22 protein-coding genes are annotated in these 23,612 nt (G+C 34.0%); 18 read left to right on the forward strand and 4 right to left on the reverse strand.

The window, feature by feature from the left end; genetic code table 11:
• Positions 1-363: 363 nt before the first annotated feature.
• From HNP77_RS03830 to HNP77_RS03845, 4 genes are all read left to right on the forward strand, one after another.
• Positions 364-1,263 (forward strand): hypothetical protein, encoded by a 900-nt coding sequence (locus tag HNP77_RS03830; protein WP_184651826.1) that lies wholly within the window; start codon positions 364-366, stop codon positions 1,261-1,263.
• A gap of 87 nt (positions 1,264-1,350) precedes the next feature.
• Positions 1,351-1,536 carry a hypothetical protein gene (locus HNP77_RS03835; protein ID WP_184651827.1) on the forward strand — a complete coding sequence of 62 codons (186 nt, stop codon included), beginning with the start codon at positions 1,351-1,353 and terminating at the stop codon, positions 1,534-1,536.
• Between the two features lie 40 nt (positions 1,537-1,576).
• The gene (locus HNP77_RS03840; RefSeq protein ID WP_184651828.1) at positions 1,577-3,262 is read left to right on the forward strand and encodes a capsule assembly Wzi family protein; all 1,686 of its coding nucleotides are present in this window, start codon (positions 1,577-1,579) and stop codon (positions 3,260-3,262) included.
• A 102-nt stretch (positions 3,263-3,364) separates the two neighbouring features.
• Positions 3,365-4,333 (forward strand): RpnC/YadD family protein, encoded by a 969-nt coding sequence (locus HNP77_RS03845; RefSeq protein ID WP_184651829.1) that lies wholly within the window; start codon positions 3,365-3,367, stop codon positions 4,331-4,333.
• A gap of 293 nt (positions 4,334-4,626) precedes the next feature.
• Here HNP77_RS03845 and HNP77_RS03850 read toward each other — a convergent pair whose 3' ends face one another.
• On the reverse strand, positions 4,627-6,096 hold the full coding sequence (locus HNP77_RS03850) for a flippase (protein ID WP_184651830.1): 1,470 nt from the start codon (positions 6,094-6,096) through the stop codon (positions 4,627-4,629).
• 120 nt (positions 6,097-6,216) lie between these two features.
• Between HNP77_RS03850 and HNP77_RS03855 the strand changes: the two genes are divergently transcribed.
• The 4 genes from HNP77_RS03855 (at position 6,217) to HNP77_RS03870 (ending at position 10,049) form a co-directional block, all read left to right on the forward strand.
• Entirely contained in the window at positions 6,217-6,828 is a 612-nt protein-coding gene (locus HNP77_RS03855) for a glycosyltransferase family 2 protein (protein ID WP_184651831.1), read from the forward strand.
• Between the two features lie 23 nt (positions 6,829-6,851).
• On the forward strand, positions 6,852-7,970 hold the full coding sequence (locus tag HNP77_RS03860) for an acyltransferase family protein (protein WP_184651832.1): 1,119 nt from the start codon (positions 6,852-6,854) through the stop codon (positions 7,968-7,970).
• Positions 7,971-8,037: 67 nt separating this feature from the next.
• Entirely contained in the window at positions 8,038-9,225 is a 1,188-nt protein-coding gene (locus tag HNP77_RS03865; protein ID WP_184651833.1) for a glycosyltransferase, read from the forward strand.
• On the forward strand, positions 9,216-10,049 hold the full coding sequence (locus HNP77_RS03870) for a glycosyltransferase (protein WP_184651834.1): 834 nt from the start codon (positions 9,216-9,218) through the stop codon (positions 10,047-10,049). Before HNP77_RS03865 ends, HNP77_RS03870 begins: the two co-directional genes overlap by 10 nt.
• A 369-nt stretch (positions 10,050-10,418) precedes the next feature.
• Here the strand turns inward: HNP77_RS03870 and HNP77_RS03875 are convergent, their stop codons facing one another.
• The gene (locus HNP77_RS03875) at positions 10,419-12,116 is read right to left on the reverse strand and encodes a hypothetical protein (protein ID WP_184651835.1); all 1,698 of its coding nucleotides are present in this window, start codon (positions 12,114-12,116) and stop codon (positions 10,419-10,421) included.
• A 115-nt stretch (positions 12,117-12,231) separates the two neighbouring features.
• Here HNP77_RS03875 and rffA point away from each other — a divergent pair, with 115 nt between their 5' ends.
• The 10 genes from rffA to HNP77_RS03925 all read left to right on the forward strand — a co-directional run bounded on the left by rffA (position 12,232) and on the right by HNP77_RS03925 (position 22,849).
• Positions 12,232-13,368, forward strand: coding sequence for a dTDP-4-amino-4,6-dideoxygalactose transaminase (rffA, locus tag HNP77_RS03880; RefSeq protein WP_184651836.1), 1,137 nt, complete (start codon positions 12,232-12,234; stop codon positions 13,366-13,368).
• Positions 13,365-14,294: a glycosyltransferase family 2 protein gene (locus HNP77_RS03885; RefSeq protein ID WP_184651837.1), complete on the forward strand. Its 930-nt coding sequence runs from the start codon at positions 13,365-13,367 to the stop codon at positions 14,292-14,294. Before rffA ends, HNP77_RS03885 begins: the two co-directional genes overlap by 4 nt.
• A 28-nt stretch (positions 14,295-14,322) precedes the next feature.
• The gene (locus HNP77_RS03890) at positions 14,323-14,670 is read left to right on the forward strand and encodes an EamA family transporter (RefSeq protein WP_246428867.1); all 348 of its coding nucleotides are present in this window, start codon (positions 14,323-14,325) and stop codon (positions 14,668-14,670) included.
• A 3-nt stretch (positions 14,671-14,673) separates the two neighbouring features.
• The gene (locus HNP77_RS03895; protein ID WP_184651839.1) at positions 14,674-15,009 is read left to right on the forward strand and encodes an EamA family transporter; all 336 of its coding nucleotides are present in this window, start codon (positions 14,674-14,676) and stop codon (positions 15,007-15,009) included.
• A 182-nt stretch (positions 15,010-15,191) separates the two neighbouring features.
• Entirely contained in the window at positions 15,192-16,361 is a 1,170-nt protein-coding gene (locus tag HNP77_RS03900) for a GumK N-terminal domain-containing glycosyltransferase (RefSeq protein ID WP_184651840.1), read from the forward strand.
• A gap of 16 nt (positions 16,362-16,377) precedes the next feature.
• Positions 16,378-16,791: a GtrA family protein gene (locus HNP77_RS03905; RefSeq protein ID WP_184651841.1), complete on the forward strand. Its 414-nt coding sequence runs from the start codon at positions 16,378-16,380 to the stop codon at positions 16,789-16,791.
• Complete coding sequence (locus HNP77_RS03910; RefSeq protein ID WP_184651842.1) at positions 16,781-17,725, forward strand: glycosyltransferase family 2 protein; 945 nt, start codon at positions 16,781-16,783, stop codon at positions 17,723-17,725. The genes HNP77_RS03905 and HNP77_RS03910 overlap by 11 nt, the downstream gene beginning before the upstream one ends.
• Positions 17,726-19,438 carry a glucosyltransferase domain-containing protein gene (locus HNP77_RS03915; RefSeq protein ID WP_184651843.1) on the forward strand — a complete coding sequence of 571 codons (1,713 nt, stop codon included), beginning with the start codon at positions 17,726-17,728 and terminating at the stop codon, positions 19,436-19,438. It abuts the gene before it with no gap.
• A 104-nt stretch (positions 19,439-19,542) separates the two neighbouring features.
• Positions 19,543-21,657: a methyl-accepting chemotaxis protein gene (locus HNP77_RS03920; protein ID WP_184651844.1), complete on the forward strand. Its 2,115-nt coding sequence runs from the start codon at positions 19,543-19,545 to the stop codon at positions 21,655-21,657.
• Positions 21,658-21,781: 124 nt separating this feature from the next.
• Positions 21,782-22,849: a glycosyltransferase family 4 protein gene (locus HNP77_RS03925; protein ID WP_184651845.1), complete on the forward strand. Its 1,068-nt coding sequence runs from the start codon at positions 21,782-21,784 to the stop codon at positions 22,847-22,849.
• Between the two features lie 31 nt (positions 22,850-22,880).
• On the opposite strand, the gene HNP77_RS03930 is transcribed toward HNP77_RS03925, so the two are convergent.
• Together HNP77_RS03930 and HNP77_RS03935 are read right to left on the reverse strand one after the other, a co-directional pair.
• A complete protein-coding gene (locus tag HNP77_RS03930) occupies positions 22,881-23,438 on the reverse strand; it encodes a hypothetical protein (RefSeq protein ID WP_184651846.1) in 558 nt (185 codons plus the stop codon).
• Positions 23,438-23,599 (reverse strand): hypothetical protein, encoded by a 162-nt coding sequence (locus HNP77_RS03935; protein WP_184651847.1) that lies wholly within the window; start codon positions 23,597-23,599, stop codon positions 23,438-23,440. The genes HNP77_RS03930 and HNP77_RS03935 overlap by 1 nt, the downstream gene beginning before the upstream one ends.
• Positions 23,600-23,612: the final 13 nt, after the last annotated feature.

Raw genomic sequence — 23,612 nt, forward strand, 5'->3', positions numbered from 1 at the left:
GAAAGTTAAAATCTTAAAAAAACTTTCCGACTGGTTGTGATAATTTTCACCCCGTTTTTCTTAAAATAAAAGTACGAAGAATTTCAGAAAAGTTTGAATTTATCGCTTCCTGGAACAGAAGTATGGAACAAGTCAAAAAGAACGGTAATGGGGATGCCCAATAAGTTCAAAAAATGTCATTTTCGGGCTCCGACCCGAAAATCTATTTAATTACAATATAAGAGATTGCCGTGTCGAGCACGGCAATGACTCATACTTATTGGACAGCCCCTTTTTTCCCTCCATTTGTGTGAATTTATGAAAATCAATGCAAATATATATATGCAGGGATTTTCTGCACATATCAGAAAAAGAGGAAATAAAATGACAGAAACATCGGATACATTTACTGAACTGCACCCGGTACAGAGGCAGTATAAGGACAGGCTCTTTAAGTTTATTTTCGGCAGCGGAACGGAAGACAGCATGAAGCGCCTGCTTTCCCTCTACAACGCCCTAAACAATTCAAACCATACTGACATAAGGGACATTTCCCTTACTACCATTGAAAACATTATCTACGTCACCATGAAAAACGACATTTCCTTTGTCATTGATGACCAGATGAATCTTTATGAGCAGCAGAGCAGCTATAATCCTAATATGCCGTTAAGAGGTTTTATGTATTTTGCCCAGCTTTACCAGAGGCACCTTGCCCTTGAAAAAAAGGATATCTACGGTACAAAGAAAATTATGATTCCTGCTCCACGCTTTGCAGTTCTTTACAACGGAACTAAAAATACACCTGATCTTGTAAAACTCAGGCTGTCTGATTCCTTTGAAGGTAAAACAGAAAAAGGAGACTTTGAATGGACTGCAAGCATGTACAACATTAACCTGTCCCATAATTATGAACTTCAAAAAAAATGTAAATCATTGTATGATTATTCCTGGTACGTGGAAGAAGTAAGGAAGAACAAGCTTACCATGACCACAAAGGAAGCCGTCAATGCAGCAGTTGATTCTGCAATTAAAAAAAATCTTTTAGACGGTCTTTTTTTACAGCAGAAAATGGAGATACTGAACATGACCCTTACAGAATTTGACCAGGAAGAATACGACAGAAACCGCCGAGAGGAAGGTCGTGAAGAAGGTAAAAATGAAAAAGCCCGGGAAAATGCAAGAAACTTTCTTGTGATGAAAGTCCTTACTCCTGAGCAGATTGCTCAAGGCTGCGGGCTCAGCTTGGAAGAAGTTCTGGAGATTGAAAAAACTATAAAATAAGAAAACGATGTTTTTTTTGAAGGCACCGCTCCTGGGGATTTATTTCAGAGCGGTCTCTTTCTGCACCAGAAAATAGAGATACTGAACATGACCCTTACAGAATTTGACCAGGAAGAATACGACAGAAACCGCCGTGAAGAAGGTAAAAATGAAAAAGCCCGGGAAATTGCCAGAAACTTTCTTGTAATGAAAGTACTTACTCCTGAGCAGATTGCTCAAGCAACAGGTCTTAAACTGAATGAAGTACTAAATATTAAATATACTCAAGAGTAAACGTTGTGTATGTTATTTTTCTTCAATATAATAACATTATATGTGTGGAATTAATTTAAGAGCATCATTCATTACTCTTGCTGCTGCAATATTTTCATATCATTTTTTATACGCACAAGTTCCATTAAAATCAACAGAAGAAGAGTATTTTGATTTTCTTTCCCTCACAGGAACAACAGAACGCCCTACAGTCGGATACAGAACTCTCAGTGACTCTGTGTGGGAGTATTCAGAAAATTCAATCAATGAAAGTATATGGGAAAAAAACAATCTTGGAACAACAAAAATTTTATGGCAATCACAGAAGCCAAGTTCAAACTGGTTTACTAAGGGAATCAAGAAATCTGTTTCAGTAAAAGTCTACGGTCCTGAATGGTACAACTCATACAACACGACAGCACCTTATGGTCAAAATGACGGAGCCTTATGGCAGGGAAAAGGATACAACACCAGTTTTTCTGCAGGTGCAAGAATTGAATGCTGTGGTCTTGAAGCAACATTTAAGCCTCAATTGTGCTGGAGCCAGAATCTTAACTTTGACACGCTTCCCGGCACATACGGCAGTATATGGTCCTACTTCTGGGGAGAACCGGGAGACAGTGCAAGTGCTTCAATCGACCTTCCTCAAAGATTCGGCGATACCTCTTTCTGGAACTTTGACTGGGGAGAAAGTGAAATCCGCTATTCATGGAACACGTTTACACTTGGTTTCGGAACACAAAATCCATGGCTTGGACCTGCATGGCTCAATCCAATGCTGGGAAGCAATAATGCCGGAGGATATCCAAAGTTAGACCTGGGCTTAAGAAAAACCCGGCTTGTGCTTCCAATTATAAATGCAGATGCAGGCTTTATTGAAGCAAGGCTGTGGACTGGAAGACTTGAAGAATCAGATTATTTTGACAGTAATAAATCCAATGATTACAGAATGCTCACCGGTATTTCCTTATCCTACTCTCCTTCATTTTTAGAAGGACTTACTTTGGGAATAAACAGAATTTTCATGACAACATGGAATAGTAAAAACCTTAAGTACATTGGAAGGCTATTTAAAATTTCTCATGGAAATGACACAACTGGTGATGGAGAAGACCAGAAATTTGCAGTTTACATGGACTGGTTATTTCCATCAGCAGGATTTGAATTTTATGGAGAAGTCGGCATCGATGACTATACTGATAAAAAAATTTCCAATCCTTTCCACACTGCAATCTATACATTTGGATTAAAGAAATCATTAAATCTTTATCTTTCAAAAAAGATTACTGGAGAACTCATATTTGAATTCAGTAATTTTGAAATGTCACAGGATTTTCAATTTGAATGGCAGTATGGAGGTTATTATACTCATAGTAAAATCACTCAAGGATATACTAATAGAGGACAAATTCTCGGAGCCGGAAGCGGATATGCGGGCAACAGTCAGTTTCTTGGCTTGAGAATATACTATCAAAAAGGTTCAACAATGATTTTTGGACACAGACATTGCCCTGATAATAACTATATACTTTCTAAAAGTATTGGTACTTCACTAGAGGAATCAAAAAACTGGAGGGCAAAATATAAAACTTATATCAGTTTCGGAATTAACCAGATATATTATATAAAAACAAATTTTCAGCTTACTGCCAGTTTTACTTTATCCGCAATCGAATATGCTGACTATTCAAATAAAGAAACATTTTTTAACTTTCATCCCGAGTTAGGCATAAAGTATTATTTTTAATTTTTTTTATTATTTTTCCTCCATTTGTGTGGATTTATGAAAATCAATGCAAATATATATATGCAGGGATTTTCTGTAGATTTACATATTCACGAGGTAAAAATGATGGATTCCAAAAATACAATCAGTTTTTCAGAAAGCAGCGAAGGCTCCTTTATCAGCAGCGGACACCCGGTACAGAGGCAGTATAAGGACAGGCTCTTTAAGTTCATTTTCGGCAGCGGAACGGAAGACAGCATGAAGCGCCTGCTTTCCCTCTACAATGCCCTGAATAATTCAAACCATACTGACATAAGGGATATCTCACTTACTACCATTGAAAACATTATCTACGTCACCATGAAAAACGACATTTCCTTTGTCATTGATGACCAGATGAATCTTTATGAGCAGCAAAGCAGCTATAATCCGAACATGCCGTTAAGAGGTTTTATGTATTTTGCCCAGCTTTACCAGAGGCACCTTGCCCTTGAAAAAAAGGATATCTACGGTACAAAGAAAATTATGATTCCTGCTCCACGCTTTGCAGTTCTTTACAACGGAACCAAAAATACACCTGACCTTGTAAAACTCAGGCTGTCAGATTCCTTTGAAGGTAAAACAGAAAAAGGAGACTTTGAATGGACTGCCACCATGTACAACATTAACCTGTCCCATAATTATGAACTTCAAAAAAAATGTAAATCATTGTATGATTATTCCTGGTACGTGGAAGAAGTAAGGAAGAACAAGCTTACCATGACCACAAAGGAAGCCGTCAATGCAGCAGTTGATTCTGCAATTAAAAAGAATCTTTTAGACGGTCTTTTTTTAGAGCAGAAAATGGAGATACTGAACATGACCCTTACAGAATTTGATCAGGAAGAATACGACAGAAACCGCCGTGAGGAAGGACGTGAGGAAGGACGCATCGAGGGATTAAAAGCAGGCGAAATCAAAGGTAAAAATGAAAAAGCCCGGGAAACTGCCAGAAATCTGCTTTTAATGAAAGTCCTTACTCCTGAGCAGATTGCTCAAGGCTGCGGGCTCACCGTGGAAGAAGTTCTGGAGATTGAAAAGGGAATTAAGTAAGATAGATACAAATGTTTTAATGAAGAAGAGTCTGTCTTTGGAAGTAGTCATTCCCCTAAATCCTATCAAATTTAAGAAGAATTTGCCATACATCAGATGCTCTTCTATTTCAGCATCCTGCTATAAATAGACTCCTATGTTTATTTTTATTTTATCACAGTGCCTACTTTTTAGGACTTTACAGAAAGTTTTCACAAAGTAATTCCATTATCTGAATACAACTAGCTGACATAATAATTTTTTGATATAGAACACATTAAAAATATAGGTTTCACATATAAAAACGATTTTTTTCAATATTTTTTTCTAATTGTACTACGTATAATTCCGATCCACTCATGAATATAAGAATTTCTCAATAGTAAAAGCGATATGCAATACACAATACAACCAGCAAAGATAGAAATAAAAATCTGCAACACAAGGCCAAAGCCTTCAGTAATTCGCATTACAAAAAAAACAAAAACACTCATTATCAAAGTTGAGAAAAGTGAATGCAACAAATTCTTTATAACATCACTGGATATTTTTGGTTCAGATGATATTTTTGCAAAAAATACTAACTGAACCAAAAGAACACAGGACTCTGCTATTACAGAGGCAATTCCAGCCCCAAATGCACCAAACAATGGAATCAAAGCAGAATTAAATACAAGATTAACAGATGCACCTGTAATATAAGAGATAAAACATAACTTCTCTTTTTTTAGAGCAGGAAGAATCTGTCCTCCTATAAGATTACTCAATGAAATTATAGGAACCAAAAGTGTCATAAGTTGCATTAAAACTACTGCAGGCAGATATTGTTCTCCACTAAATAGACGTACTATAGGTTCTGAAAGAACAAAGAGACCTGCAGCACATGGAAACGCAATGATGAAGTTTATCCCGAAACTTTTATGAATAAGCCTATAAAAACTCAAATCATCTTTTTTTTCAGCATAAAGAGATAATCTAGGAAGCAAAATTCCACTGATAGAAACAAGAAGCATAAGAACCATACGGTTTATCTTTATTGCTGCAGAATAATATCCAACTTCGCTGTCAGTTGATAAAAATCCCAAAAAAGAAGAATCAAGCGTTTCATATATTGTAGTTACAAAAGACATTCCCCAAAATACAAACATTTGTTTAAGGTGTTTCTTAAATTCCAACCTGCATTTACATCTTAAATCTACAAGTCTCATTGCATAAATAAAGTTAAACGCATTGCAACCTATAGGAGTAATAAGCCCAAAAATCATATACTCCACTAAATCAGAAGACTCACGTACAAAAACAAAAAGAAAAACTAAACTTATTACCTGAAAAACAGTTGTACGGATTGTTATCAGTTTAAAGTTTTCAAAACCAGCATAGAACCAGGACATGCTAAGAGCTCTAAATAAAACTGTTGATGACGACAAGATAAGCAATATCCTGTAGCTGTCAAATTTTCTAACGAATATCAAAGAAAATGCAAACAAAACATAGGCCGCAATACTTGAAAAAAAATTAATTATGAGTATTTCCTTACAAAATTTATTCAACTCATTTTTATTTTCACGGATTCTTGCAACTTCTCTAGTTGCATAAGTAGTGACACCCAATCCTGCAATCATCGCAAAATAAGCTGTTATAGAATTTGAAAAATTTATACGACCGATTCCTGCCGGTGAAAGAATACGTGAAGCATAAGGAAAAGATATAACAGGAAAAACAATATCCATAAAAGCTTTTAGAAAAGAAAAAAAAGCATTTGTTTTTAATGATTTTTGTTTCATATTTCCAATTATATAGTAAAAAATAATCAAAATAAACCCTAATCTTTACAGGACTCTTTCTAATTATTGAACAAACAAGAAATCTAATGTACATTTAACTTTAAGCGGATTTATTACGTTATGGAACCTTTAGTTTCAATCTGTTTACCAGTTTATAACACATCTCTGTATTTAAAGCAGTGTCTTGAGTCTCTATATAATCAGACAATCGCTGACAAATGTGAATTCATCATAGTAAATGATTGTTCAACAGCTAACTCTCTTGAAGTTATTAATAAAGTTACTTCAAGATATAATAATCTTTCAATAAAAATAATCAGTCATAATTATAACAAAGGTGTTGCCGGGGCAAGAAATACTGCTCTAGAAGTTGCAACAGGTAAATATTGTCTGCACCTCGACAGTGATGATTGGTGCGAATTAAATTATGCAGAGACACTCGCAAATCTTGCCGAAAAAGAAAATGCAGATATTGTAACTTCTTTTTTTGATTTTACACCGCCAGAATCTTACGATTATGTAAAAGGACTTTTAAATCATGAGTTTCCTGTAACCTCGTGGACTCGTCTTATCAGAAGAGATTTATTCTTAAAAAACAACATAAAATGGGTAGAGGGAATAAATGTCGGTGAAGATCCTATTATTTCCTGTAAATTGTTTTATTTTGCAAATAAAGTCGTTGCAACTCCTGTCAAGCTCTATCATTACAGAGAAAACAGAGACGTATCTTAAATAAATATAACAAATAAAGAATTATGAAAGAAATAAATAACACAGAACAGAACAAAACAGAACAGAGGTTTTCTAATTTTGAATTCTTAAGAATTCTTGCGATGCTTATGATTGTTGCTTCTCATGCCGTTAAGCATGGTGGTACAGCACCCGTACCAACTGTTTCTACTTTCTTTACGTCGGGATATATTACAAATGTTCTTTTCGCCAGCTGGGGACAATTAGGGGTCTGCATTTTCATTGTAATTTCTTCATACTTTTTATGCGACGCAAATGGAATTCATTTTAAGAAAGTAATAATGATTTATGCACAGACATTATTGTATTCTCTGATAATTTGCTTTACATTTAAGATTTTTAACATTGAACATTTTGGCCCTAAACAGATTATAAAAGCTTTTCTAACACCAATTTATCAATGGACAGAATACTGGTTTATACGCCAGTATTTGAATTTTTATCTGCTAGTGCCTATACTTCAAAAATTAATTAAAAGCATTCCGGATATTGCACTAGGTAAAATTATTCTAGTCTTATCCATTGTGGTTCCAGGATTTATGATGTTTTTTTTACAGGAAAACGTAAAAGAAATTGGAGAATTTACATATCTATTTCTCTTTACGGCATATTTAAAAAGAAAAAAAAATAACGTTATAGAAAGAAAGCCTGAATTATTTGTAATCATTATTTTTACAACATGTATTCTTTTTATTTTTCTTTTCGACTGGCTTACATTTAGATTTGGAATAAGAAATCTATCTTCCAGAATTACAATGCGCTATTTTCCAGCTTATATCTTTGCAATCAGTTTATTTTTCTTTGCAAAGAAATATTGGAAATTTAAAAATAGAATTATAAATTTTATTGCAAAAACTACATTAGGAATATACATTATCCATGAAAATCCATTAATGTATTTTAATAAAAATGAACCATTTTTATTTTGCAGACTATTTAAGATAGGAAAACATTCTATTTTAAATACATATCCAATCTATTTACTCTCTGTTGTTATACTTGTATTCTTTATTTGCAGTGTTATTGAAGCAATCAGAATACTTTTAATTGACAATACAGTTTTCAAAAAAGGTTTATGGATTGATAAGGTATGTAAAAAAATTGATAATTGGTATTCGCTTTAACACATATCAATTCTTTGACAATTATTTTTCATTACATTATAATAATTTTCTGTAAATCAATAAAAACATGAAAGAAATTAATACAATTGGTCTTTACATAAACGACATTCTCTACAATACCGGAGGAACGGAAAGCTACACTGTAAAACTTTGTTACACTTTACAGCAAATTTATCCTACAGCACATATTTCTTTTATAAGCGAATGCTACAAAAAAGAAGATGCATTGTCTTCAGAAGACTTTATTACTCTTTCGAATAAAAAATACGGTACTCAAATTGACAGTGCAAGAGCAGATTTTATTTCTGTTCCAGCAAATAAATCTAACAAAATAGGAACAATTTTGCTAAGAAAACGTCTTGTTTCGATTTCCAAAAAGTTTGATTTGTTTTTTTACTGCTCTCGTGGAAATTATGTCTTCAAGGCAAAAAAGAATATTCATATTGTACATTTTCCGACAAAACCAATTGCACTTCAGAAAAAAGGTTCCAATCCGCTGGTAATCTGGTATGAAAAACAGAAAGACAAGGCTTACATAAAGGCATATGACCTTTTTTTACCAAATTCACAGTTTACAGAAAAACATTTTAAGAGAATCTGGCAAGGAATTAACGATGAAAAGCTTAATACAGCTACAAAAGTTTGCTACCCTGCTGTTACTGGAATAGAAGATTTACACTTGCAAAAAGAAAACATTATTCTTGTACTCTCGCGTATCGAAAAATCAAAGCACCTTGAAACTTTGATAGACGCATATAAATCTTCTGAATATCTGAAAACTAACTACAAGCTTGTAATTGCAGGCGGACTTACAAAATCTCTTGAAAGCTACAAATCTGAACTTGAAAATCGTGCGGACGGAGCTAATATTGAGTTTATTATAAATGCTCCATTCTCAAAAGTTACGGAACTGTATAATAAGGCTTCGATTTTCTGGCACTGCAAGGGATTTGAAATTGATGAAGATAAGGAGCCTGAGCTTATGGAACATTTCGGCATGAGTACTGTTGAAGCTATGAGTGCCGGCTGTGTACCGATTGTTATAAATGCTGCTGGGCAGAAAGAAACGGCTTCGGAAGAATGTGGTTACAGATGGAATACTGTTGAAGAACTTGTTCATTATACAGAAGAAATTGCTCAAAATCCTGAAAAAATGAAAGCAATGTCTGAAGCTGCAAAAGAACGGTCAAAACTGTTTACAATGAAGAATTTTACAAAAAAAATTAAAGATATACTTGAGAAATTATGCTTTTAAAACGTATTTTTCGCCGCTTAATGACAGAATTCTCAAACAGACTTCCAATTACAAGACCTTCAAATACAGTCGAGGGTGTTATCCTTTCTCTTACGTCGTATCCAGCCCGTCTTAAAAATCTTCATATTGTAATTCGATCCCTTTTAAAACAAAATCTTTGCGCTGAAAAAGTAATTTTGTATCTTGGTACGGACACAAAGGATTCTGACATTCCTGCAAAGCTGAAAAAGCTTACTAAATACAATTTTGAAATCCGTACAGGTTATAAAGATTTAAAACCACATAAAAAATATTTTTTTGCAATGCAGGAGTTTCTGAATCACACAATTATCACTGTTGATGATGATTTGATATACGACAGAAATCTTGTTAAAGATTTGGTCGAATGTGCGAAAAACAATCCAGGTTGTGTATGTTCCCGCCGAGTAAATCTTATTACAAAAGATAATAATGGACATCTAAATCCCTACTCCAAATGGAAGTGGGAATACAACGACGTCATGGAACCTTCTCACTCATTACTTGCAACTGGATGCGGAGGAGTTCTTTACCCTCCTCATATTCTTCCACCAGAAACTTTTGATGTACATGCAATAAAAGAGCACTGTCTAAACACAGATGATATCTGGCTCAAATTCATGGAATTAAAAAGTAATGTAAAAATCGTTTTTTCAAATAACAAGATTGTGCACCCACTTACGTTACGCCATACACAAGAATCAGGACTTTTGCATACAAATGCAACCGGCGAAAACAGAAACGACATCAATATCAAAAAAATGCAAGAATTCACAGGAATAAATCTTGTTAATTATGCTAAATAAGTAATTCATCATCTTTATCTAAATATAACAACACTTTTACAAAGATTTCAAACTTCAATTTTGATCTTGTCTGAAAAATCTATCCCATTTGTGAATTTAAAAGTTACATCGCCTAAAAATGACAACTAAATTGGAACAGAGGTGTATAACCACTTATTCCAATAAATAAAAGTAGTGTTACATAGACTCAGAGTTAAAAGCCTTTTTAAAATCTTCCTGACTTTTATATTCAAATATTAAATATTTTCCATCGTCATACACTTTGTCAGAATTTTCAAAAATCGATGAACAAGATGATTCATAAATATTTTTTGAAGTAAAAAAGAAAGTTTTACCGTCATGCTTATAATTATTATAGCGTACAGGGGTTTACCAGGTTCCAGGAATAAACTTAGACGGTAGCATATCTTTGCCGTCCTTATGAATTTTCTTTACACAGGCAACCTCAATTTTTTCATCTGAAAAATATGTAATCATATTAGCAAAATCAAAAGTAGAATATCCAAATGAATAATCAGAATCTTCTTTTACTTTTTGATTAAGATATTTAACAGCATTTTGAATATCTTTATTCTGGTTCGAAGTTAAATAACTCTGAGCAGAAGTATATGAAGATGAAAAAATACAGATTGAAAATAATACCCCCACAAAGTATCTGACTATTACTGAAAGCTGTAAATTTTCAATAAAAATAACGATACAAGGAATCATATAAGCCAGCACTGTTATATAAAACCGTTCTATAAATTCTGTATGAAAATACAAAAATGAATTAAACAGAATAGTACATACCGTAAAAACAAGAATTAGCCTTTTATCATCAGATAAATCTTGCTTTAAGCTTTTTACCATAGCAAATATAAAAAAAGCCAAAGCAGAATAAACTAAAATATTAAGCACACCGCCTGGTGTAAAAACTGCTATATTTTCCTGATAACCAAAAGCTTTTATAATTGACGAAATAAGTGTTCCTACTGTAACATCACCAAAAAAATTAAAAGTTACATCATTCCATTGCGAAAAATGGTATAGAGAATGTAAGATAATATTGTTAAATAAATACCCTGCTCCACTAAATACAAGAGCAATAAAAGTAATAAGCAAATTTTTATTTTCAATTAAAAACTGCTTAATCTCCTTAAAAGAAAGCGACCTAGTAATTTTTTCCTTTGGAAGTGATAAAATCAGTATAGAAATAAATAAGGGAACTAAATAAATTAAAATATACCTGATTGTAGAAAGACCACTGATAAAAGCTAATAAATAAAATATAAATAGCAAACGCTTTCTATTTTTTGCTTTATTCTTCATAATCCGTATAAATACAGAAAGCGTGATAAATCCAAATACAATATGCGGAATATAATAATTACCCCATCCGATAACATAGAAATGTAATGATGACCATGGACAGGCAAGTAAAGACGCTCCTAAAAACTTAAGCCATGTTTTTTTTACTCCAACAGAAGAAAGTAAAAACCAGCAGGACCATCCTAAAATTATACAAGAAAAAAAAGATGTAAAAGCCCTAACTATATTCCAATTATTTGTAAAAATAAAAACAGGAGCAGAAATAAGCTGTGTGTTAAGCAGCCGTATTTCAGTTGAATAACACCAGCCTAATGGCACAGGAGACTTTTCACGAACACATTCCTTTGCCAGTAATGTTTCAGAGGCTAAATCCCCATCAATACAATTAGGAAGTGATTTACCTACTGTAAAACACACAAAAAACATTATGCATAATGAAATTGAAAAAAGAAATAAAGTCTTGTACTTATCACTATAATTATGAAAAATAAAGGAGTTAAAACAAATAACTATAAATAACGGAACTATAAGAAAAGACTGAATAGTTGGAAGCCATTTTTCAATTCTAAATTCTCTATGAAAAACTTTATTTGACAGTAAATCATAAATAATAGGAATAAATTTATCAGAAAACAAAACTAACAAAGTTCCTGACAATATAAAAAACAACGAGAGAGAAAACATAAAAATATCAAAGTGCTTTCTAATAAAATTAAACTTACTTTTACTTCCATCATTTGATTCAACAGTGTGCATAATTTTCTCCATACCAGAATAAAAAATTATAAAGATTATCGTTCTATGGCATTTTGAAATATCTATAACAGAATTCTTGACTTTTTTCAATAAATAGGACTAGTATCAGCGTACTATGATTCCATTTAATATCCCGCCTGTAACAGGCAACGAAATTACATACCTTAAAGAAGCAATAGAAAACAAAAAAATTTGCGGTGATGGCCCATTTACTAAAAAATGCCATGCATGGCTTGAAAACAAACTTGGAGGAAGCAGTAAAGTTCTGCTTACAACCAGCGGTACTACAGCACTTGAAATGGCAGCATTGCTTTGTAATATTCAGGCAGGTGATGAAGTAATAATGCCTAGTTTTACATTCTGTTCAACAGCCGATGCCTTTGTTCAGCGTGGTGCAAAAATCGTATTTGTTGATATCAGACCAGACACAATGAATATTGACGAAAATAAAATAGAACGAGCAATTACTCCAAAAACAAAAGCAATATGTGCAGTTCATTATGCCGGGGTCGCCTGCGAAATGGATACAATAATGACAATTGCCAGAAAACATAACCTTAAAGTTGTTGAGGACGCAGCTCAAGCAATCTGCTCTGAATATAAAGGAAGAGCTCTCGGCACAATAGGAGATTACGGCTGTCTTTCTTTTCATGAGACAAAAAATTTTTCCATGGGAGAAGGAGGGGCTGTCATAATCAATACAGGGAACGAAGATTATGAACGTGCTGAAGTTATACGTGAAAAAGGAACAGACAGAAGCAAATTCTTACGCGGTCAGATCGACAAATACACCTGGCGTGACTACGGATCTTCTTACCTTCCCTCTGACTTAAACGCTGCATATCTCTTTGCACAATTGGAACAGGCTGAAAAAATTCAAATGCACAGAATGAACTGCTGGAACACGTATTATAACTCCCTAAAAGAACTTGAAGTATCAAAAAAAATAGTACTTCCGACGGTTCCCGCAGGATGTCTCCATAATGCCCATATGTTCTATATTCTTACTAAAAACATAGAGGAAAGGACAGAATTGATTTCATTCCTTAAAGAAAATGGAGTTGGTTCTGCATTTCATTATATTCCACTTCATTCTGCTCCTGCAGGAATTAAATTCGGACGCTTTGACGGCAAAGATGAAATAACCACGGCTTATTCAGAACGATTAGTCAGGCTTCCTATGTATTACGGTCTGTCAGATGTCGACATTCAAAAAGTCATAAAAAATGTAAAGGACTTCTATTTAAAATGAAAGAATTAAGCATAGTTATTCCTGTTTACAACAGTCATGAATGCGTCTCTGAGTTATCGAAACAAATAGCTGATGCACTAAAAGAAATAGACTATGAACAGATAATGGTAAATGACTGCTCAAGAGACACAAGCTGGGACGAAATCCTTAAGGTCACAAAAGAAAATAAAAACATACTTGGAATAAACCTTCGCAAAAACGGAGGACAGGACTCTGCAATTCTTACCGGCTTGAACTATGCCTGCGGAAAATATGTTGTAATAATGGATGATGATCTTCAGCATTCACCCTACGATATTTTAAAATTATATCGTGAAATAAAAAAAGGATTTGATGTAGTCTATGCTGATTTTACAACACTAAAGCAAAAGGCATGGAAAAACATAGGCTCCTGGTTTAACGGAAAAATAAGTGAAATTGCATTAGGAAAACCAAAGGAAGTATATCTTTCACCTTTTAAAATTATTGATGGAAAAGTAGTAAAAGAAATGTGCCGTTTCAATAACCTTTTTCCATATATTGACGGTCTTATTTTTCAAGTTACAAATAATATAACTCAAATTCCTATAGAACATCACAAAAGGGAAATTGGCGTATCAAACTATAATTTTATAAAATCCATAAAAGTATTTATGCGTATGCTTTTCGGTTTTTCTACGATGCCATTGAAGATAGCAACCTTTACAGGAACTTTTGCTGCAATTGCAGGTCTTGTCCTTGCTCTATTTTATGCAATAAGATGGTTCATGGGAAAAGAAGGACTCACCGGATGGACTACAATAGTAATCCTTATTCTTGTATTAGGAGGAGGGATTCTTTTTTCACTTGGAATAATAGGAAAGTATTTAGGACAAATGTATCTTACCATAAATAACGTTCCTAAATTCATTATAAAAGAAACAACACATAAGGATACAGATGAATAAGCCTTCTTCTGCAAAGTATTTTTTTTTAATGCATTTCTCTTTTTTAATTTACTGTTCTTACGCAGTGATTGGAAAATTTGCAGCAAAATTAGATTTTCTTTCTCTAAAATTTATTGCAGTTTACTGCGGTGTTTTTTTTATATTAGGAATTTATGCTTTGTTGTGGCAGCAGGTTTTAAAACATATTTCTTTAACAACTGCTATTGCAAACAAATCCATAACAATTATATGGGGGCTCATAGCTGGATATTTTCTGTTTCATGAATCAATTACAAAAACTAAGATTCTCGGAGCAATATTAATTTTATGCGGTATCTTCATATTAAGTTTTCAGTCATCCTCTGATTCTGTTGATGATAAAAATACTGGAGTTTAAAAAATGATAACCGCTACAATAATTCTGTTTTTATCAGTGTTTATCTCTGCCATATCGCAAATTCTCTTAAAAAAATCAGCCTTAAAAAAATGGAAGAATTCATTGAGAGAGTACTTGAATTTATATGTAATTACAGCATATACCATTTTTTTTACAGCAGTTTTTCTAGATCTGCTTGCGCTTCGAAAAGTTAACCTTTCATTAGTTCCCGTTGCAGAGGCTTCAAGTTATATATTCGTAATAATCCTTTCCAGAATTTTTCTGAAAGAAAAACTTTCAAAACTGAAAGCTCTGGCAATTCTCCTGATTGTGACAGGAATCATTATTTTCCTTTATTAAACTTTCATATGATTTTCGTTCTTTCAAAGATATGTTACAATAATGTACAATTCGATGAAGTTTTTAAAGATAAACATACTCTAAAATGATTTTAGATTAACTTTGTAAAAAGTCTTAATACAGATGGCAATTAAAAAAACTCAAGAGCGAATTAAAATTTTGATTCAAAAAGGAAGTTTCAAATGAATATAAAAAAAATAACATTTTTAACAGGACACAACTGGATTTCAAACAGACTTGGAGGTTTTCATAAATTTGCCCAGGCTGCATGCGAAGCTGGAATTGAAACAGTATTTTTTAGTTTTCCACGTCCTTATTACGGATACTTTATGAAACAGGAACTTTTTAATAAAAAATCCATTAAACAGCTGCAGAAAGGTATTACCTATAAGATTGGAGCAGCACAACTTCATAATGTAACGCTTGCAACATTAAAACTTCCAAATTTTGCAAACAAAATTCTAAGTGATAATCTGATGAACAGTTTTGAACGCTTTTCATTCACCTCATTCAAAACTTTTGCAAAAAAATGGCTTGACGGCACCGATGTATTTGTTTTTGAAAGCTGCGATGGGATGATTTTTGTAGACAAAATAAAACAAATGTACCCTAATGCAAAAATAGTTTACAGACCAAGTGATCCCATGATGTTTGATGGAGCCCTTGAACGCTATGTAAAAAATGAAAAAAATATCATGAAAAAAGCAGATCTGAATATAATAGTAAATAAGGAAGGATTAGATTTATACCGCCGGAAAATTCCAGACTTTGAAACTTCCATAAAATATGTACTTTTATCAAACGGAGTAGACATCGAAAGTTACGAAAAAACTTATGAATGTCCAGACCTGTTAAAAAAAGAAAATACAATTCTCTACGTAGGAGCCTGGGAAGTTGAATGGACACTACTCTTTAAAGCCGCTGAACAAAATAAGGCTTTCAACTACATAGTAGTATGTCCAAACTATCCTTCTGAAGATATCCAGCACAAAATCAAAACATACAGCAATCTCTTTTATATTCCAGGTATAAGACCTTCTGAAGTACCCGCCTGGATAACCAATTGTTCAGTCGTAATGGTTCCATACGTTACGGATTTTTATAAAAACAGACCTCTTGGAATTACAGCAAAATACTATCAGGCAATGGCAGCACATAAACCTATTGTAGCATACTGCGACACTCCAAAGTTAAAGGAAACCGGTGCAGTCGTAACCTATACTTATGATGAGTTTATAACAGAAATACAAAAAGCCGTACAAAAAAAGCGAGTTAATTATTCATTTGATTTATCTGAAAGAAAATGGAATAATATAACAAAAAAATTTCTGGAGTTAATTTCAGATTTCTAATTTCTGAAAGAAAAATATGAAACTAATTGATGCTAAACTAATCAAGTTTTTAGCAGTGGGGATACTAAATACAATTGTCGGTGCAGGAATTATGTTCCTCCTGTATAATTGTTTTGAATGTTCATACTGGCTGGCAAGTTCATGTAATTATATTTTCGGCGGAGTTCTCTCCTTCATTTTAAATAAATACTTTACATTCAATAACAAACAAAAATCCATAAAGCAGATTATCGAATTCATATTAACAATAATTATATGCTATCTTATTGCATATATTGCCGCAAAAAACATAATTCACTATTTTTTACGTAATAAAAGTATTATGTTAAGAGATAATATTGCAATGATTACAGGTATGTGCCTTTATACAGGCTTAAACTATATAGCACAACGTTTTTTAATATTCAGGAATAAAAAAAATGAACAATAATAATAAATTACCAGAACTTTCAATTGTTGTACCGTGTTTCAATGAAGAAGATTCCATACCCATTTTTTACACAGAGACAACGAAAATCATAAAGCAGATGAAAATCACGGCTTATGAATTTGTTTTCATTGATGACGGTTCTACAGACTCAACTTTAACTAAACTACAAGAACTAAATACAAAGGATAAAAAAGTTCACTATATAAGTTTTTCCAGAAACTTCGGAAAAGAAGCAGCTTTATACGCAGGATTAAAAAAGGCAACCGGGAAATATACCGCTGTTATGGATGCTGACATGCAGGATCCACCTGCCCTTCTTCCCGAAATGTTAAAATCAATTAAAGAAGAAGGGTATGACTGCACTGCAAGCAGGCGTGTCACAAGAAAAAACGAACCTGTAATCAGGTCTATTTTTGCACGACTTTTCTACAAAATAATGAGAAAAATGTCTGATGTCCAGGTTGTTGATGGTGCAAGAGATTTTAGACTTATGACAAAACCATACAGAGAGGCTGTAGTTTCCTTATGTGAAAGAAATCGTTTTACGAAAGGAATTTTTCCCTGGGTCGGATTTAATACAAAATGGTTTGAATATGAAAATATAGAACGTGTTGCAGGAACCACTAAATGGTCATTCTGGAAACTTTTCAAATATTCAATTGATGGAATAATAGGTTTTTCAACAAAACCTCTGGCATGGTCATCATTTTTAGGAATATTTATGATAATTATCTCACTTGCTTTTATTGCATTCATTATACTTAGAAAACTTATAAACGGGGATCCTGTACAAGGATGGGCCTCCATGGTTTGCATAATAATATTTCTCGGAGGCTTACAACTTTTCACAACTGGAATATTAGGACTTTACCTTTCCAAGATTTATATTGAAGTAAAGCAAAGACCTATCTATATTGCAAAAGAGGAAAAATAAATGAATTCATTAAAAAAAAATAAAAAAGAAATTTTCATAAATATTTTTTTCTGTACTTTAATTATTGCAGGCATAATCGGTACTATCACAGCAGTAGATAATATTATTTTAAAATACGTTCAGTTTTTTTTTCATAAAACACTTCGAAAACCAGAGCGATGGATTGATATATTACAAAACACTTCACGACTTTTTGTGTTTACAGTCTGCACAATTTATTTTTTAGTAATGACAAACACCGGAATGAGAATCCGACTTTCGATAAGAAATAAATTATCGGACTACATAAATAGTTTTGAACGGAATAAAATTATCTTCACAACAATATTTTTAATCGTATTTTTTTTAATAGCCTATTTTAATGTAATAGCCGCAAATTATTTTTATGAAGATGATGTATTTAGAAATTATACAGGAAACCGTTCCTGGATAGGATTCAGCAGATATATTTCTGAGTTTCTATCAATTTTTTTACATAATAACATCAGCCTTAATGACATCGCCCCTTTAACTCATTTTATTGCAATACTAGTATCTGCAATTACTGTCATTATTCTTTCCTTAGCTTTAACGAATTCCATCGCAATAAAAAAGGTTCTGCCACTTTCAATAATTTTTATAATGCCTTTTTTCAGCCAGAATTTTTCCTACAGATTCGACGCACCTTACATGGCATTAAGTATTCTTTTTTCAGCAATACCATTCCTTTTTATGACAGACTCAAGTACTTTTATTTTTACTTCAATTTTTGGTTTGTTACTTACCTGTTTTTCCTATCAGGCTTCAGTCTCAGTCTATATAGTTCTAACAATTTATTTTGCACTTAAGAAGCTGATAAATAATAATAATATAAAAGAAATATTTACTCTTACTATAAAAGCTATACTCTCCTTTATCGTAGCACTTTTAATATTTAAGTTTTTATTTATGAATAAAATGAACAACACGGCTGATGACTATTTCTCAACAAGAATAAAAATATCTGCTCTTCTCAAAAATGCTGTAACGTATATAAAAGAAACCTCGTCTTATACAGGTGGTATTGTTACAAAACTAATTATAATACTTTCAGCAACAGTCGCTTATCTTCAATTGGTACTTTTCTCTAAGTGCAGAAAAATACTAACAGCTTTAATGCTTCCTATTGTAGCCGTATTAACTTACGTGCTTTCATTTGGTCCATATCTTATTTTCGAAAGACCTACATTTACCCCCAGAGCATTCATAGGATTTAATGTAATGATTGCACTGATTTTTCTTACACTGGAAGAAACTCCTATTTCTAAAAAATCCAAAATATTATCAATGATATTAACTGGTTGTATGATATACAGTTTAATTGTATTCCTTTTTACATATGGAAACTGCTTAAAAAATCAAAAAGAATATACAACTTTTAGAATTTCCACACTTTTAAATGACATTTCAGAAAATACTAATGACTTAACAGATAAAATTAATATTTGCGTAAAAGGTTCTATGGAAACAACTCAAAAAAATAGAATCGCTGAAAAAAATTATCCGCTGATAAAGAAACTTATAGGACCTTCCCTTACAGAATCTTCAAGCTGGAACGATGAAATCTTAAATTCATATAATTTTAAATGTATCTGCAAAGACATTGAAATAACAGAAGAATTTTTACTTGTCAAAAATACGTACTACCATACGATTTACAGGTTAAATAATGATTTCATTGTAGTTTTGAAATAATTCAATACAACAAAAAAAATATTTCTCTCCATACCTTTAATTTAATAAAAGCGGTGTTATAATTATTGTGAAGGTGTTTACCGTGCATAAACAAGGAGAGAAACATGTCTGACAGTCAAAATAAAACTAAAACCCGTAAATCAAGTCTGGCTATGGCTCTGGTACTCATGATAGGCTGTTCAATACTGCTTATTAACATAGTTCAGATGCTTATTGTTACTTCAAGTTCTAAAAAAGCCATTATTGACGGCTATACAAAAGACTATACAGAAATTGCCGAAGCTTATTCACTTGCGATGGAAAATGACTTATGGGGCTACCAGCAGGAACTCAATTACTATCTTCTGTCCGATGTAATGCAGAACGGTACCTTTGAGGAAATGACAGAATGGCTCAGAGCACACGAAAGCGAGCGTACGGAAGATTTTGACTACATCATGCTTGCTGGACCGGACGGAATTTCTTACAACGATATTGGTTCAACTACAAATATTGCCACAAGATCCTACTTCAATGCCATCATGAAAGAAGGCAAGGACGAATATATTGACGATCCTGTCATCTCAAAAACAACCGGAAAAGCTGTATGCCACATAACACGGGCTGTTAAACAGAACGGACGCACAGTTGCAATGCTTGCGGGAGTTGTAAACCTTACAGACCTTACGGCAGAACTGGATGCCCTTAAAATCGGAGAAAAAGGATATGCCTGGATGCTTGCCTCAGACGGAACTGTAATCGCACATCCTGTAAAAGAATATACGGCAAACCTTGATAAAAACTTCATCACCGGACTTTCTGCAGGTTTTGAAGACATGGCAGACGTTGCAAAGAATATTGCAGCAGGGGTCAGCGGCTATGGCTGGGTATCAGGACTTGGCGGAGGCAAAGACCTGATAGTTCACACGGGAATAAAGGGAACCCCATGGGGTCTTGCACTCTCCATTCCTGAAATTCAGATTACATCAGTCGTAAATACTGTAAGAAACCAGCTTATCATCGGCGGTATTTTTTCCATACTCATTCTTGTCATTCTGGGAACAATTGTACTTGTAGCTTCCCTTAAACCTCTTACCCTCGTACAGGAGACGATCAACGGAATTGCTTCCGGTGATGCTGACCTTACAAAACGCATTGAACTTAATTCAAGAAACGAAATCGGACAGGTTGTAAGCGGATTCAACAATTTTGCTTCAAAACTTCAGACGATTATCAGTCAGGTCAAGGATTCAAAACAGAACCTTACAGTTGCCGGAGAAGACATGTCTGCAGCTGCAGAAGATACGGCAAGTTCAATCACTCAGATTATTGCAAACATCGAAAGCATGCGCCGTCAGATTGAAGGACAGGGACAGAGCGTTGCCCAGACAGCAGGTGCCGTTAACGAAATAGCCTCAAACATTGAATCTCTGGAACACATGATTGAAGGTCAGTCTTCAGGCGTTACCCAGGCAAGTGCAGCCGTTGAGCAGATGATCGGCAACATTGCTTCCGTAAATCAGAGTGTAGAAAAGATGGCAAGTTCCTTCTCTACCCTCCGCACGAACGCTCAGGCAGGCTTTACAAAACAGCAGGCTGTAAACGAACGGGTACAGCAGATTGAAACCCAATCCCAGATGCTTCAGGAAGCCAATGCCGCAATCTCAGCCATTGCAGAGCAGACGAACCTTCTTGCAATGAATGCAGCCATCGAAGCAGCCCATGCAGGAGAAGCTGGAAAAGGATTCTCAGTAGTAGCAGATGAAATCAGAAAACTTTCAGAAACTTCCACCGCACAGTCAAAGACAATCGGAGACCAGCTTAACAGCATAAAGGATTCTATAAATGAAGTAGTTACAGCTTCCAATGAAGCAAGCACTGCCTTTGAATCCGTATCAAAAAAACTTGTCGAAACAGACGAACTCGTCCTTCAGATTAAGAGTGCAATGGAAGAACAGAATGAGGGCTCAAAGCAGATTACCGAAGCCCTTCACAATATGAATGACAGTACGGTAGAAGTCCGCAATGCTTCAAACGAAATGGAAGAAGGAAACAAAATGATTCTTTCTGAAGTAAAGCACCTTCAGGACGCAACGACTTCCATGACGGAAAACATGCAGGAAATGTCTGTGGGAGCAAGAAAAATAAACGAAACCGGGGCAGCACTTTCAAGCATTTCAATAAAAATGAAAGAAAGTATAAACCAGATCGGAGAACAGATAGACCAGTTTAAGGTCTGATAATCATCAGCATGCCGTGATGCAAATGCATTCCGGAAGTTAACATGTACCCCTTTTCCTGAGCAAGGCAGAAGGGGTATTTTTATGCAATGACAAAAAAAAGATATGGTACTATAATCCAGACATGAAGATTTTAATAAACGGAAACTTTCTAAACAGAAACCTCACTGGAATCGAGCGCTTTGCATGGGAAACCTGCAGACGGATGGATGCCCTTCTTACAAAAGAAGATGATTTTTCAATCCTTATCGCTGCCAATGCAAAAACTTTTCCTGAGTTTAAAAATATAAAAATTATCATTTCTCCATATAGCATAAAATCTTTTCCGAAGTGGGATATGGGAATATTCAAAAAAGCCTGCAAAAAACTCAAGGCAACAGGTCTCAACTTCTCTAATACCGCACCAAAAGGAAAATTCTGCGGTCTGAGTTTCATTCATGACATATACGCTGCCGATCATCCGGAAGATTTTACATCCCTTAAGGATACCCTTATAAAGCTCTACAGCTGTTTCAGCTACAGAAACATTGCAAGAAATGCCCGTCACATCTTTACAGTTTCAGAATTCAGCAAAAAAAGAATCATGGAAAGATACGGAGTATCAGAAGATCGGATTTCAGTAATTCCAAACGGATGGGAGCACTTTAACACTGTAAGTGAAGACGACGGTATTTTTGAACGTTTTCCAGTGCTTCTGGAACGAGACTTTTATTTTACTTTAGGAAGCCTTAGCCGCAGAAAAAATCTTGCATGGATAGCCCGTTATGCAGAAAAGCATCCGGAAGAACATTTTGCAATAAGCGGAAAAGCCATCAGCGGTCTTGTTCCCCCTGAACTTGAAGCCCTCAAGAATCTGAATAACGTCACCCTTCTCGGTTATGTTTCTGACGGAGAAGTAAAGGCGCTTATGAAAAAATGCAGGGCTTTTGTATTCCCAAGCTATTATGAAGGTTTCGGCATTCCGCCTCTGGAAGCCTTAAGCACAGGATGCAGGGCAATCGTTTCTGATGCAGCCTGCTTAAAAGAAATCTATTCCGACTCCGTAAACTACATAAACCCGGATTCTACGGATGTAAATCTTGGGGAACTGTTAAAACAAGAACCAAAAGGAGTTCAGGAAGTACTGAAGAAGTTCACCTATGACAGGGCCGCATCTCTTCTTCTTGATAAAATCCGGACTGTATGTAGTTAACTGTAACATGTTTAAAATATATCAAATAGAATCACAGTGGCATATACATAGGTTCAAGAGAATTTACTTCGGAATTTGTTTCAGGTTCCATAAAATTTTTAAAGGGACTAAAAAAATTCCTTGTATAAAATTTTACAGCATCTTTTGCAGCATACAAAATTATAAAATTTATAAGTAACTGAGATTCTGATATATCCCTGCACTTTCTTATCACTTCGCAAAGAATTTGATCACTAAAATAATAATGATCCTTCTCTGAAAGCTCAGATTCTTCGTTAAAATGCAGTTTTTGATACTTTTTATCAATTGCAAAGACATCAATTTTTACGGCAGGAAGTACATGCATATAATTATCAACTTTATGTATAATTCCAGAACTGGCTAAAGAATAAAAACCGATTATCTCCGTTGTATTTTTTTTACATATTTTAAAGTGAAGGCCATCATCAATATTCAATGTCGACCCATTAAATATCTCATTTTTTATATAATGATCAATTTTATCATTTCCACATGAAAACAACTGTATGCTTTCTTTATCCGAATATTCAAGCAAATCAATTGAGTATTTTATCTCTTCCCCATACATTACTTTTTAGAGCATCCCTTGGTAGAAACTTTTTTTGATTGAAATCTATCGAACCGTGCCATTGCATCTGCTGATGTACGATGCTTCATTTTAAAAAAATCATCAGCCTTCGATGCTTTAAGAACAAATGCACCTGTAGTAGGCTTATCAAACTTCTGCATAATTCTACCCCCT

This window comes from Treponema rectale, assembly GCF_014202035.1.
In the GTDB taxonomy this organism is placed as follows: Bacteria; Spirochaetota; Spirochaetia; order Treponematales; family Treponemataceae; genus Treponema_D; species Treponema_D rectale.

Bases quoted from the DNA above. Each gene is read 5' to 3' on its own strand.
- HNP77_RS03830 (WP_184651826.1), top strand. From the start codon at position 364: ATGACAGAAACATCGGATACATTTACTGAACTGCACCCGGTACAGAGG.
- HNP77_RS03835 (WP_184651827.1), top strand. From the start codon at position 1,351: ATGACCCTTACAGAATTTGACCAGGAAGAATACGACAGAAACCGCCGT.
- HNP77_RS03840 (WP_184651828.1), top strand. From the start codon at position 1,577: ATGTGTGGAATTAATTTAAGAGCATCATTCATTACTCTTGCTGCTGCA.
- HNP77_RS03845 (WP_184651829.1), top strand. From the start codon at position 3,365: ATGATGGATTCCAAAAATACAATCAGTTTTTCAGAAAGCAGCGAAGGC.
- HNP77_RS03850 (WP_184651830.1), bottom strand. From the start codon at position 6,096: ATGAAACAAAAATCATTAAAAACAAATGCTTTTTTTTCTTTTCTAAAA.
- HNP77_RS03855 (WP_184651831.1), top strand. From the start codon at position 6,217: ATGGAACCTTTAGTTTCAATCTGTTTACCAGTTTATAACACATCTCTG.
- HNP77_RS03860 (WP_184651832.1), top strand. From the start codon at position 6,852: ATGAAAGAAATAAATAACACAGAACAGAACAAAACAGAACAGAGGTTT.
- HNP77_RS03865 (WP_184651833.1), top strand. From the start codon at position 8,038: ATGAAAGAAATTAATACAATTGGTCTTTACATAAACGACATTCTCTAC.
- HNP77_RS03870 (WP_184651834.1), top strand. From the start codon at position 9,216: ATGCTTTTAAAACGTATTTTTCGCCGCTTAATGACAGAATTCTCAAAC.
- HNP77_RS03875 (WP_184651835.1), bottom strand. From the start codon at position 12,116: ATGCACACTGTTGAATCAAATGATGGAAGTAAAAGTAAGTTTAATTTT.
- rffA (WP_184651836.1), top strand. From the start codon at position 12,232: ATGATTCCATTTAATATCCCGCCTGTAACAGGCAACGAAATTACATAC.
- HNP77_RS03885 (WP_184651837.1), top strand. From the start codon at position 13,365: ATGAAAGAATTAAGCATAGTTATTCCTGTTTACAACAGTCATGAATGC.
- HNP77_RS03890 (WP_246428867.1), top strand. From the start codon at position 14,323: ATGCATTTCTCTTTTTTAATTTACTGTTCTTACGCAGTGATTGGAAAA.
- HNP77_RS03895 (WP_184651839.1), top strand. From the start codon at position 14,674: ATGATAACCGCTACAATAATTCTGTTTTTATCAGTGTTTATCTCTGCC.
- HNP77_RS03900 (WP_184651840.1), top strand. From the start codon at position 15,192: ATGAATATAAAAAAAATAACATTTTTAACAGGACACAACTGGATTTCA.
- HNP77_RS03905 (WP_184651841.1), top strand. From the start codon at position 16,378: ATGAAACTAATTGATGCTAAACTAATCAAGTTTTTAGCAGTGGGGATA.
- HNP77_RS03910 (WP_184651842.1), top strand. From the start codon at position 16,781: ATGAACAATAATAATAAATTACCAGAACTTTCAATTGTTGTACCGTGT.
- HNP77_RS03915 (WP_184651843.1), top strand. From the start codon at position 17,726: ATGAATTCATTAAAAAAAAATAAAAAAGAAATTTTCATAAATATTTTT.
- HNP77_RS03920 (WP_184651844.1), top strand. From the start codon at position 19,543: ATGTCTGACAGTCAAAATAAAACTAAAACCCGTAAATCAAGTCTGGCT.
- HNP77_RS03925 (WP_184651845.1), top strand. From the start codon at position 21,782: ATGAAGATTTTAATAAACGGAAACTTTCTAAACAGAAACCTCACTGGA.
- HNP77_RS03930 (WP_184651846.1), bottom strand. From the start codon at position 23,438: ATGTATGGGGAAGAGATAAAATACTCAATTGATTTGCTTGAATATTCG.
- HNP77_RS03935 (WP_184651847.1), bottom strand. From the start codon at position 23,599: ATGCAGAAGTTTGATAAGCCTACTACAGGTGCATTTGTTCTTAAAGCA.